The sequence below is a fragment of the Acetobacteraceae bacterium genome (genome assembly GCA_004843165.1).
Taxonomy (GTDB): Bacteria; Pseudomonadota; Alphaproteobacteria; order Acetobacterales; family Acetobacteraceae.
In genome coordinates, this window is sequence record CP039459.1 from 1 (window position 1) to 12,237 (window position 12,237).

Consider the following 12,237-nt stretch of genomic DNA (forward strand, 5'->3'; position numbering starts at 1 on the left):
AAAACCTCGTCAATGAATTAAGATTCTGTAATTTTTCTATTTTAAGTCAGTTTTGGGAGATAGGTGGGAGTGGATGAGCTTTCTTTGATTGATGGCAAAGTGTCTATTCCGGAAGCTGTTCTCCATGCTTGGGAGCGTGTCAAACTTCGTCTGCAGAAACAGATGGAGAAGGGAGGCGCTGCTGGTAAGGTGCAATTTTACAGTTGGATTCATCCAATTTCTCTGTCTGCTTTAAAGGATGGTGAGGTTTTTTTAAGTCTTCCGACGCCTTTTATGTGTGCTTATGTAAGGGATCATTTCGGTGATTTGTTACACGCCCTTTGGTTGGAAGAAGGGTTAGGAAGCGTCAGTGGTGTTGAGTTTTACTCGCCTTCGAGCGAGAAGGTAAATGTTCTGGAAGTTACTTCACCAGAACATTTAGATGAAAAGCCTAAAGAGGCGGCAGCGATTTCTTCTGTGAAAATTGAGGAGAAGCGTTCACCTGTTAACTCCTTAAATCCTCACTATTCATTTGAGAATTTTATTGTTGATAAGCCTAATGAAGTTGCACATGTTTGCGCTAAACGTGTTGCTGAACACCCAAATTCTCAGGGTTTCAACCCTTTAGTTTTGCATGGTGGTGTCGGTTTAGGTAAAACGCATTTGATGCAGGCTATTGGAAACGAAGTTTCAAAAGACAAAACAAAAACAGTCGAGTATATGACGGCAGATACTTTTATGTATCGCTATACAAACAGTTTACGTGCTCAAAGACAAAATGATTTCAAAGAAGAATTGATTTCCGTCGATCTTTTGATGATTGATGATGTTCAGTTTCTTATTGGTAAGACAAGGACGCAAGAAGAGTTCTTTAATATTTTTAATGAGTTGAAATCTGCTGGTAAGCAAATTGTCCTTACAACGGATAGAAGTCCTCATAATCAAGCGGACTTTGATGATCGTGTTCGGAGTCGTCTTGCTTCAGGTATGATCGCGGCACTCTATGACACGACCTTTGAGTTGAGATTGTCGATCCTTCAAGCGAAAGCTGAAGATGCGAATGTTGTTTTTTCAGAAAAAGTATTAGAATTTTTAGCGCATAAGATTACGACAAATGTGAGAGAGCTTGAGGGTGCATTTAACCGATTGATGGCACACGCAACTTTGATGGATCGTCCGATTACGCTGGAGGCAGCGCAAGATATTTTGAAAGATATGCTGCGTCTACATGAAAGGGTAATTGGGATTGACGAAATTAAAAGATTAGTCGGAGATGAGTGGAATGTTCGCCTAGCACAAATGAATGGTAAGCAACGCTCTAAAAAAATTGCTCGTCCACGACAGGTTGCGATGTATTTGTCAAAGGTTTTGACAAGGCACTCTCTTCCTGAAATTGGTAAAAAATTTGAGCGGGATCATACAACTGTTATGCATGCAATCCGTCGCGTTGAGCAGGAAATGGCAGAAGATCCTGATTTTGCTGAAAAAGTAGAGCAGGTTCAACGGATGTTAAAGACAGGGCCATCTGATATTTAAATATTTCTCTCTTTAATATTGCGTCGTTATTTGTTAATTTAGGTAGTTATTATTTTGTCAGGGATTTTCTTATGAAGTTTTCCGTTCAGTGTGATCCGTTACAGAAGGCCTTGTCGCATGTGCAAGGCGTTGCAGAAAAACGGAACACTATTCCTATCTTAGCGAATGTGTTGCTTGACTATAGAGAGAATAAGCTTTCTTTAGCTGCTACAGATATGGAAATTGAGATGCAGGAATCTGTTTCTGCATCTGGGAGTGGTGAAGGAAAAGTTACAGTTCCGGCTACGACACTCTTTGAAATTATTAGAAAACTTCCTGCGGATACTGTTGAATTTATTCAAACACAAGAAGATGGTCCGCTGAAAATTGTTGCTGGAAATTATGAGGCGACATTAAATTCTCTCTCGGCTGAGGATTTTCCAACAATTCACTCAGAGAATTTCCCGCATTATTTTGAAATTTCCGGAAAAGATTTGCGACTTCTTTTGGATAGAACGCGTTTTGCAATGTCTACGGAAGAAACACGCTATTATCTAAATGGTATTTACCTCCATCCGATAGAGGGGAAGTTAAGGGCTGTTGCGACAGATGGTCACCGTTTAGCGCTTACGGATATTCCCATGCCAAATGGCGCAGCGGGAATGCCTGGTGTGATTATTCCTCGTAAAACAGTTAATGAACTTAGAAAAATTCTTGGAAACTCTGATGAAATTGTAAAGGTTGGTGTTTCTGAAAGTCGGATTGAGTTTGTTATTGATAACGCTATTCTTGGCTCTAAACTTATTGATGGCTCTTTTCCACCGTATGAACGTGTTATTCCAAAAGGTAATACACGTTTTCTTTCTGTTGATAAGGTAAAATTAACAACGGCAGTTGGTCTTGTTTCTGCTTTAAGTCAAGAGAGATCTCGTCCTGTTAAGTTTGTCCTTTCAGAAGATGGCGTTATCTTGTCCGCCTTAAGTCCTGATCGTGGAGATTCTCGTGAGGAGCTTAAAGGAGAAGGTGTTTCTTACAGGGGTGAAGAAATGGAAATCGGTTTTCAGGCACGTTATCTAACGGATGTGGCTGAGCAAATCGAGGGCTCTTTAGAGTTTTCTTTAGCGGATAATGCTTCTCCTGCCTTGATTAGAGATCCTGATATTGAAAATTCTTTGTTTGTTTTAATGCCATTGCGAGTATAAATATTTTTATTGCGCTTTCATTTTGTACGATTTGTAAATTTTAGAAACTACCTCCGTATGGAGGTAGAGATTAAGGCCTCAATTGTTGTGCTTTTTGGATCTAATGGTTCGGGAAAAACAAACTTTTTAGAGGCTTTAAGTTTTTTATCTCCTGGCCGGGGGTTGAGATCTCTTTCCGGTTCAGGGGTAAATACCAGAAATGATGAAGGATGGGCGGTCGTTGCCGGTCTTTCTCTTTCTGATGATACCTATATGCTCTCAACAGGTGTGAGTGGGAAAAATGCTCACCGTATGTTTTACCTTGATGGTGAGCCAATTCACTCAAATTATAAAGCCAGTTTGTTTTTTTCTTGTATTTGGACAACGCCACATATGGAGCGGTTGTTCTCATCAGGCGGGTCAGCACGGCGTAAATTCCTAGATTCTCTCATCTCGGCAGAATATCGTGAATATACCAAAGAGCTACTTGCTCTAGAAAGAATGGTTGCTTCTAGAAATAAAATTTTATCGGATCATCCCAACGAAGACGTTTGGTTAGATGGTGTTGAAGATTCAATTGCTCGACATAGTATTGCCATTGCCGCCATCCGTAAGGGATTTGTTGTGCGTATCCGTCATTATTTGAATATTTTTCCCGATATGCCGCATCTTCTATTACGCCTTGACTGCCCAATAGATAAAAAACTAGAGACTTCCTCTGCCTTGGAGGTTGAAGATTTTCTACGTTTAAAACTTCAGTCTTCACGAAAAGAAGATAGGTTATCAAAGAAAACTTCTTGGGGAGCGCATAAAACAGATTTTCTTGTTTTTTATGGCGCAAAGAAACAAAGGGCAGATCTTTCAAGTAGCGGTGAGCAAAAAATGATTTTATTAACATTGATCCTTGCGCAAGCTGAGAATTTAAAACAAAAATCTGGAAGGGTTCCAACGCTTTTGCTAGATGAGCCTCTCGTTCATTTGGATTTTCAAAATCGGAATATTTTCTTAAAAAATTTAGAATATTTAAATGTTCCGGCATTTTTAACGGGAACAGACGATAAGGATTTTTCTTATCTTCAGGGAAAAGCTGATTTTTTTAAAGTAATTTCAGGAGAAATCTCTCTGAATTGATGCTTTTTACTGGCTCACAATTAAAGCTTTCTTTATAATAGTCACATAATACGAATAATATTCGTTTTTTCTTGATTACTACTTTTGAGGCTATCCAGCTTTATGAATGAAACGTCTCATGCTCCAGTTTCTGGAGAGACCGACTATGACGCAGCATCTATTTCCGTTTTAAAAGGCTTAGATGCCGTAAGAAAACGCCCTGGCATGTATATTGGGGATACAGATGATGGCTCAGGGTTGCACCATATGGCTTTTGAGATCATTGATAATGCAATCGATGAGGCGCAAGCCGGCTTTGCAACACGATGTCATGTAAGGGTCAATGAGGACGGTTCGGTAACCGTTCGGGATAATGGTCGTGGCATTCCTACAGATATTCATCCTGAAGAGGGAATCAGTGCGGTAGAGCTAGTCTTGACCAAACTTCATGCCGGCGGAAAATTTAATCACAATTCATATAAAGTCTCTGGCGGCCTTCACGGTGTTGGCGCTGCAGTTGTTAATGCACTTTCAGAAAGAATGGATGTGCGTGTCTGGCGTAATGGAAAGGTCTTTGAGATTTCTTTTAGAGATAGTGTACGTCAAGATGTCCTAAAAGAGATTGGAGCTTCAGAAGAGGAAACGGGCACAGAGATTACTTTTTGGCCAAGTGCTGAAATTTTTTCCTTTGTTGAGTTTGACATTAAGATTCTTGAAAAGCGTTTAAGAGAGCTTGCCTTTTTGAATTCAGGTCTGGAAATTCTTTTGGAAGACAGGCGTTCAGGTCAAGAAAATAAATGGGACTTTTTCTATGAAGGAGGACTCAGTGCTTTTGTTGACTGGCTGAACAGTGCGCGTAAGCAAATTATTTCACCTGCGATTTCCGGTGAGTTAAATCATGATGAGAGTGGAATTCGTGTAGAGTTCGCTCTGAGTTGGAATGAAACATATCATGAGACAATGCTTTGCTTTACAAATAATATTCCGCAGCGTGATGGCGGAACACATTTGGCAGGCTTTAGGCAAGCGCTAACGAGATCTCTAGGCAAGTATGCGGAATCTGTTGCGAAAAAAGATTCTTTAGGTCTGACAGCGGAAGATATGCGTGAAGGATTAACAGGTGTGTTGTCTGTTAAAGTTCCTGATCCTAAATTCTCTTCACAAACAAAAGAAAAACTTGTTTCTTCAGAAGTGCAGCAGCCTGTTCATTCCGTTGTTGCGGACCATCTCTCTCATTGGCTCGAAACACACCCTAAAGAAGCTAAAATTATTGTTGAAAAAGCGACAGCAGCGGCAAGAGGGCGTGAAGCGGCAAAAAAAGCACGTGAGCTAACAAGACGTAAAGGCGTTTTGGATATTTCCTCTCTTCCAGGAAAGTTGGCAGATTGTCAGGAGAGAGATCCTGCACAAGCAGAGATTTTTCTTGTGGAAGGGGATTCCGCAGGTGGAACAGCAAAGCAGGGAAGAGATAGACGAACGCAGGCGATTTTGCCTTTGAGGGGTAAAATTCTTAATGTTGAGCGTGCGCGTTTTGATCGGATGTTGGGCTCTGCCGAAATCGGGACACTTATTACGGCATTAGGGGCTGGGATTGGTCAGTCTCAGATTGATACAAATGGTCTAAATATGGAGAAGTTACGTTATCATAAAGTCGTTATTATGACAGATGCTGATGTTGACGGTTCACATATTCGAACTTTGTTATTGACCTTTTTCTTTAGGCAAATGCCAGAATTGATTGAGGAAGGGTTCCTGTATGTTGCGCAACCTCCTCTTTATAGAGCTAAACGTGGTCAGGAAGAAAATTATTTAAAAGACGAATCTGCTTTGAATAAATATCTTTTAGATCGTGCTGTTCGGGGTGTGGCACTGGTTTCTCCAGACGGAAAAACATGGGAAGGTAATGATTTGCTTGTTTTAGCGGAGCAAATGTTACGCTTGTCAGAGGATTTTAAATCCTTAAATCTTACAACGAATATCCCCTTAAATCTTTTAGAAGCAGCTGCTGTTTCAGGAATGCTTGTTCTTGATAAAGAAGCTCGTGATAATGCTCTGGAAACTTTGAAAAAGAGACTTTCTTTGTTGGGAGAGGGCTGGGATGCTGTTGTAACAGAATTCGGTTTTTCTTGTATTTATTCCCATAGAGGTACTAGCGAGAAATGGGTTTTAGAACAGAATGTCTTCTCGTCTTCTGAAGCGAGACGTATTTCTGCTGCGCAGGAAAAAATTTCTCATCTTTTCCAAAATCCTTTGACCTTAAAACAGGAAAAGTCAGAAGATGTCGTTTTTGGCCCTGCTTCTTTACTGATCACGCTTTTAGGATATGGAAAAAAGGGCGTTACAATTAATCGCTTCAAAGGGCTCGGTGAAATGAATGATGAGCAGCTTTGGGATACGACCCTTAATCCGGAAACAAGAACGCTTTTGCGTGTTAAAATTGGAGATATTGAGGAGGCTTCTCAGGTATTCTCTACACTTATGGGGGATATTGTTGATCCTCGCCGTGAATTTATCATGGATAATGCGCTCAAAGTTGCAAATTTAGACATTTAACTTTTTCTCTTTCAGGGTCTGTCTTCTATATGGCTAAAATTGGTGTAATTCTTGCTGCTGGACGCGGCTCCCGAATGAAGTCTAGACTTCCAAAAGCATTACAGCCTTTGGGTGGACAGCCAATGATTTCGCTTTTATTGCAACAGGCATCTCAAGTGTTTGATCGCTTAGTTCTTGTTGTCGCACCAGGAATGGAAGATGTTAGTGCTCTTTGCCCAGAGGCTGATATTGCTATTCAATCGCTTCCAAAAGGAACAGGAGATGCCGCAAAAATCTCCTCTTCCTGCTGGACAGATGAAGATGAAGTCGCCTTTTTATATGCGGATAATCCTCTCTTAACTTCAGAGACAATGACTAAGCTTATTGAAAGGCGCCGATTAACCGGTGCCTCTCTATCGCTTTTAACGATGGATTTGGAAGAGCCAAAAGCCTACGGAAGAGTTCTTCTGAATAGTTGTAACAATGTTGTCAAAATTGTGGAATATACGGATGCCTCAGAGGAAGAGCGCCAAATAAAATTATGCAATGCTGGGGTCATTTGTGCTTTAGGCAAAGATCTTCGGACTTGGCTAAGTATTTTACCTTTTCATGAAAAATCCCAAGAATTCTATTTGACGGATCTTATCGCTTTGGCTGCAGAGAGTGGTAAAGTCGTGCATGTGTGCGGCAATGAAGAGGAATTAATGGGGATTAATGACCGTCAAGATTTAGCACAAGCAGAGAAAAATCTTCAAAAAAAACTGAGAGTTTCTGCCTTAAAACATGGGGTGACTTTGCAAGATCCTGAAAGCGTTTGGCTTAGCCCTGACACTGAATTCGGGAGAGATGTTGTTATAGAACCAAATGTTTATATTGGCCCTTCTGTACGTTTAGGCGATGGTGTACGTATCCGGGCATTTAGTTATCTTGAAGACGCAGATATCGCTTGCGAGGCTTCTATTGGCCCCTTTTCCCGTCTGAGAGGCGGTGTAAAATGTGGAGAGAAGTCACATGTTGGAAATTTTGTTGAGTTAAAGAATACGGTTTTAAAGCAGGGCGTTAAGGCTGGCCATCTTTCCTATTTAGGCGATGCTGAAATTGGAAAAGAAACCAATATAGGGGCAGGAACGATCACTTGTAATTTTGATGGGAAAAATAAGTTTCAAACCTTGATTGGTGATCAGGCTTTTATTGGGTCAAATTCTGCTTTAGTTGCACCTGTCAAAATTGGCAATAAAGTGATTGTCGCCGCAGGTTCAACAATTACAGAAGATGTTCCTGATCTAACATTAGCCTTTGGACGTTCTAGGCAGGTAAATCATAAAAAAGCTGCAGAGAGGTGGTGGCAAAAATTTATTCCGACATCTCGTAGCGATGAGAAAATCAAAGGGGAGTGAGAACATGTGCGGAATATGTGCCATTATTGCAAAAAATAACGTTGTTCCAGAACTTGTCGAGGGGCTCAGGCGCTTAGAATATCGGGGATATGACTCTGCCGGTATTGCTGTAATCAATTCACAAGGCAGGATTCAAAACTGTAAGGCTGCCGGAAAACTAAAATATCTTGAAGAAAAACTGCTGGAAACAAATATTTCCGGTATGACGGGTATTGGCCATACAAGATGGGCAACACATGGTGCGCCTGTTTCTCAAAATGCACATCCTCACTGTGTTGGCGCTGTTGCTGTTGTGCATAATGGTATTATTGAGAATTATCAGCAACTTAAAGAAATGCTGGAAGCGGATGGGAGAATCTTTAATACGGAAACAGATACAGAGGTTGTTGCGCATCTCATTGATTCTTTTATTCAAAAAGATTTCCAGCCTTTTCAAGCTGTTCAAAAAGCTCTGAAACAACTTGAAGGTGCCTACGCTTTATCTATTATTTTCGATAATTTCCCAAATATGATGATTGGTGCACGGCATGGGGCACCTTTAGCTGTTGGTTATGCAGATTCGGGTGTCGTTTCTTTGGGATCAGATAGTCTTGCTCTTGTCGGTATTGCTGAAAAACTTTCTTACCTTGAGGATGGCGATATTGTTTTGCTAGAAACAGCAAATATCAAAATCTTTGATAAGAATAACAAAGAGGTTCAAAGACCAATTGTTAAAAATGAGCAGAGCAGTCACCAGACAGGAAAAGCTGGCTATAAGCACTACATGGAAAAAGAAATCTATGAGCATGCTACTTCCATAGCGCGCACAGATGAATTTTTACATAAAAATGATCTTCTTTCAGAAATACCTCTAAGGTCTGAAAAATTAAAACGTCTGGTTATTTCTGCGTGTGGTTCTGCTTATTATGCGGGACTTGTTGGAAAATACTGGTTGGAAAATTTAGTACATCTTTCTGTTGAAATTGATGTTGCCTCCGAATTGAGATATCGAAAAATTTGTGAAGCGCATGATGATGCCATGGCTATTTTAATTTCACAGTCCGGTGAAACGGCAGATACACTTGCCGCTTTGAGGCATTTAAAGGCATTGAATTATCCTATCCTCGGTGTTTTAAATTCTCGTTATTCAACGATGGAAAGAGAAAGCGATACAGTTTTTTTGACGCAAGGAGGACCAGAAATCTCTGTTGCATCAACAAAAGCCTTTACAGCACAGCTGACCGTATTAGCTAATTTAGCGATTGCACTTGGTAGAGAACGAAAAACAATTACAAAATCAGATTCCTATCGTTTACAAGAGGCTTTGTCACAAGTTCCTGCGCAAGTAACACAGATTTTATCACAATTGGCTTCGAGTGTTGATAAAATGGCTGAGATCATTTCTCGTGCGCAAGATGTGTTGTTCTTAGGCCGTAATATTTGCATGCCAATTGCAGAAGAAGGTGCACTCAAACTCAAAGAAATCACTTATATCCATGCCGAAGCCTATCCTGCTGGTGAACTCAAGCATGGGCCTATTAGTCTTATTGATCCTAAAATGCCTATTGTTGCACTTGCACCTTCTGGGATTTTATTTGAAAAAACCCTTTCAAATCTGCAGGAAGTTAAAGCTCGAGGTGGAAGATTGCTTGTTTTTACAGATGAAGTAGGTGCTAAAAAAGTTTCTGAAATCAGTGATGTCGTAGGCATTATACCTTCTTCAGATCCTTTTGTGGTTCCTTTTTTATATACTGTTCCTCTACATATGCTGAGTTATAAAACAGCTTTACTTAAAGGAACGGATGTAGATCAGCCACGAAATCTTGCTAAATCTGTGACAGTTGAATAGAAAATATTTTTTTAGACAATTGCCTTTGGTAAAAAAGATAGATTTTATTTTATTTACTTGTTATCATCTCTTATCAGAGTGACATATTAGCAATAAAGGAGTGGTGATGGGCATAGAACTGGCTCCAATTCTTTTAACGATTGCCTTGTTGCTGATATTGATCTCTTTTATACAGCCAGTTGCCAAAAAACTGGAGATCTCAGAGACGGTTCTTTTAGCAATTGCCGGTATTACGCTAGGGACGCTTTCTTTAGCGGTAACAAACTCTCTTAGTTTTGAACTCTTTGAGGCCCCCTCAGAAGTTCTCATTAATTTTCCAATTAATAGCGAAGGCTTTCTACTCATCTTTTTGCCTGTCCTTGTTTTTCAAGGGGCAATGGCGATTGATGTGAGAAGTTTAGCGCATGAAACAGCTACTGTTTTACTTTTAGCTGTTGTTGCTGTTGCCGCTTCTACCTTAACAATCGGTTTGGCGATTTATCCCTTTGCTGGGGAAAGTTTAGTCGTTTGCTTTCTTCTTGGAAGTATCGTTGCGACAACAGATCCTTCTGCCGTTGCTGGTATTTTTAGGGAAGTTGGTGCAGCCTCTCGATTGGGACGTTTGGTCGAGGGGGAGGCGCTTTTTAATGATGCAGCAGCGATTGCAATTTTTTCTATTCTTATTGGAGCGCTTGTTGCGCATCAAGAAATTCATTTCAATGAAGCTATTTTTGATTTTCTAAAAGAATTTTTAGGCGCTACCATTGTTGGTGCGGCTCTTGGATTGGCGATTTTAGGATTTATTGGAAAATTAGGAACTTTTCCTGCCGCTGAAGCAAGTTTGACTCTCGCTCTTCCTTATATTTCATATATTGTTTGTGAAAATATGCTGGGCTTTTCAGGGGTTGTCGGCAGTGTTGCTTCAGGTTTGATTATTTCTGCTTATGGTCCTTCAACTTTTCGACCGCAGGTTTGGAAATTTTTAGAAGGATTGTGGGAACAGCTTGCATTCTGGGCTGGCTCTCTTATCTTTCTACTCGCTTCAATGTTTGTGCCACGCCTGATGATGGGCATGACACGTTGGGATTGGATTCTCATTGCTTTAGCAAGTATTGCGGGCTTAGTTGCTCGTGGAGCTGTGATTTTTGGTCTTTTTCCACTTTTAGCCGTTTCTCGTCTGGCACCACCTGTTCCATTTCGTTTTCAACTTACAATGGCTTGGGGAGGATTGCGTGGAGCAATTACATTAGCCTTGGCCCTTGCTGTTGCTGAAAACAGAGATCTATCGGAGCATGTTGCGCGTTTTGTTGGGATTGTTGCAACCGGTTTTGTGCTTGTAACACTTTTACTTAATGGTACAACTTTGCGATTTTTTGTTGTGAAGCTTGGATTAAATCAACTCTCTCCAATTGATGCTGCAATGCGAAAACAGGCTATTTCAATTGGATTGGGGATCGTTGTTAAACGTGTTGACCAAACAGCTCTAGAACATGGTTTCTATGAAAATGTGCGCCGAAATATTGTGACACAGTTAGAAAGACGTCAGAAAAAAATCAGTGAAAATAATGATTTCAAAACAGCACTAGATAGCCGAGATCAAGTTACGGTTGCCTTGATGACTGTTGCGAATCAAGAAAAAACAATTTTATTAGATTTCTTTAAAATTCCAGGCCTTACGAGAGGGCCGGTTATTCAAGAGCTTCTTCGATCTGCCGAAGCAATGATTGACGGTGCCAAGTTGGAAGGACATTTAGGCTATATTATTGCAAGACGAAAAAGACTCAAGCCAACCTTTCGTATTCGATTTGCGCAGTTTTTACATCGATATTTCCGAATTGATCGCCCCTTAATGAATTGTATGCGCGATCTTTTTGAAATGCTTTTGATCGCACATCTGGTTTCAACTTCTTTGTTGAAATTTGTTGAGGAGCGCATGAAAACGGCGCTCGGTATACATATTACAGATATTGTTATGGAGATTCTTCTCGGCCAAGCAAAATCTATTGATGATGCTTTGGGAACTTTACGGCGGCATTATCCGGGATATGCAGAGGCTGTAGAAGGGCGAATTTTACGGCAAATTGCCTTGTATTTTGAAAGCGAAGAATATACCGCATTAGCGAATGAAAATTTGATTTCTCCGGAACTTCATCGTGAGTTAAATCGTTCTATTAATGCAAATCATCAACGTTTAGAGCAGCAATCCGTTGGCGGCTTTGACCTACGTGATGGTATTGCTGAGCGTTTGGCACAATTTCCAATTTTTGCAGGAGTGTCCGCCAAGGCATTAGCCACTTTAGGAAATGAAGCTTATGTTCAGTTTGTTTCACCAGGAACAGTTTTATTAACGAGGGATCAAAGAATAAGAAGTGTCTATCCTATTTTATCGGGCATAGCTGAATATCATCAGAATGGACAAGATCGTCAATTAGGGCCTGGAGATATTATTGGTTCTGATGCCTTTCTCAGTAAGCGTAAATGTTCTGCGGCTGTTAGAATTATCAAATATTCTCATCTTCTTGTTATTCCTTCTGGAAAATTTAAAAAATTTCTTCTGGAAAATCCTCAAGTTAGAATTCGTATGGAACGAACTTCTCAGACATGGAAAGAAGAAGAGGAGAAAGAAGAGGGGACGCACGAGAATGAATGACACTCTCTTAAAACAATAAAAAAGGCACTCATTTTTGAGTGCCTTTTTTATTTCATCATATTTATA

7 protein-coding genes are annotated in these 12,237 nt (G+C 40.3%); all 7 read left to right on the forward strand.

Going from position 1 to position 12,237, the window contains the following annotated elements; genetic code table 11:
• The first annotated feature begins 63 nt into the window (after positions 1 to 63).
• The 7 genes from dnaA (at position 64) to FAI41_00035 (ending at position 12,171) form a co-directional block, all read left to right on the forward strand.
• Positions 64 to 1,515, forward strand: a complete 1,452-nt coding sequence (dnaA, locus tag FAI41_00005; GenBank protein QCE32100.1) for a chromosomal replication initiator protein DnaA — start codon at positions 64 to 66, stop codon at positions 1,513 to 1,515.
• A 71-nt stretch (positions 1,516 to 1,586) separates the two neighbouring features.
• On the forward strand, positions 1,587 to 2,696 hold the full coding sequence (dnaN, locus tag FAI41_00010) for a DNA polymerase III subunit beta (protein QCE32101.1): 1,110 nt from the start codon (positions 1,587 to 1,589) through the stop codon (positions 2,694 to 2,696).
• A gap of 57 nt (positions 2,697 to 2,753) precedes the next feature.
• A complete protein-coding gene (locus FAI41_00015) occupies positions 2,754 to 3,806 on the forward strand; it encodes a DNA replication and repair protein RecF (protein ID QCE32102.1) in 1,053 nt (350 codons plus the stop codon).
• Positions 3,807 to 3,908: 102 nt separating this feature from the next.
• Positions 3,909 to 6,338 carry a DNA topoisomerase (ATP-hydrolyzing) subunit B gene (gyrB, locus tag FAI41_00020; protein QCE32103.1) on the forward strand — a complete coding sequence of 810 codons (2,430 nt, stop codon included), beginning with the start codon at positions 3,909 to 3,911 and terminating at the stop codon, positions 6,336 to 6,338.
• A gap of 29 nt (positions 6,339 to 6,367) precedes the next feature.
• Entirely contained in the window at positions 6,368 to 7,714 is a 1,347-nt protein-coding gene (glmU, locus tag FAI41_00025) for a bifunctional UDP-N-acetylglucosamine diphosphorylase/glucosamine-1-phosphate N-acetyltransferase GlmU (protein ID QCE32104.1), read from the forward strand.
• A gap of 4 nt (positions 7,715 to 7,718) precedes the next feature.
• Positions 7,719 to 9,542 (forward strand): glutamine--fructose-6-phosphate transaminase (isomerizing), encoded by a 1,824-nt coding sequence (gene glmS / locus FAI41_00030; GenBank protein ID QCE32105.1) that lies wholly within the window; start codon positions 7,719 to 7,721, stop codon positions 9,540 to 9,542.
• A gap of 106 nt (positions 9,543 to 9,648) precedes the next feature.
• The gene (locus FAI41_00035; GenBank protein QCE32106.1) at positions 9,649 to 12,171 is read left to right on the forward strand and encodes a cyclic nucleotide-binding domain-containing protein; all 2,523 of its coding nucleotides are present in this window, start codon (positions 9,649 to 9,651) and stop codon (positions 12,169 to 12,171) included.
• Positions 12,172 to 12,237 lie beyond the last annotated feature (66 nt).

Excerpts from the sequence above, each read along its gene's own strand:
- gyrB (QCE32103.1), top strand. The coding sequence starts at position 3,909 with ATGAATGAAACGTCTCATGCTCCAGTTTCTGGAGAGACCGACTATGAC.
- glmS (QCE32105.1), top strand. The coding sequence starts at position 7,719 with ATGTGCGGAATATGTGCCATTATTGCAAAAAATAACGTTGTTCCAGAA.
- glmU (QCE32104.1), top strand. The coding sequence starts at position 6,368 with ATGGCTAAAATTGGTGTAATTCTTGCTGCTGGACGCGGCTCCCGAATG.
- dnaN (QCE32101.1), top strand. The coding sequence starts at position 1,587 with ATGAAGTTTTCCGTTCAGTGTGATCCGTTACAGAAGGCCTTGTCGCAT.
- FAI41_00015 (QCE32102.1), top strand. The coding sequence starts at position 2,754 with ATGGAGGTAGAGATTAAGGCCTCAATTGTTGTGCTTTTTGGATCTAAT.
- FAI41_00035 (QCE32106.1), top strand. The coding sequence starts at position 9,649 with ATGGGCATAGAACTGGCTCCAATTCTTTTAACGATTGCCTTGTTGCTG.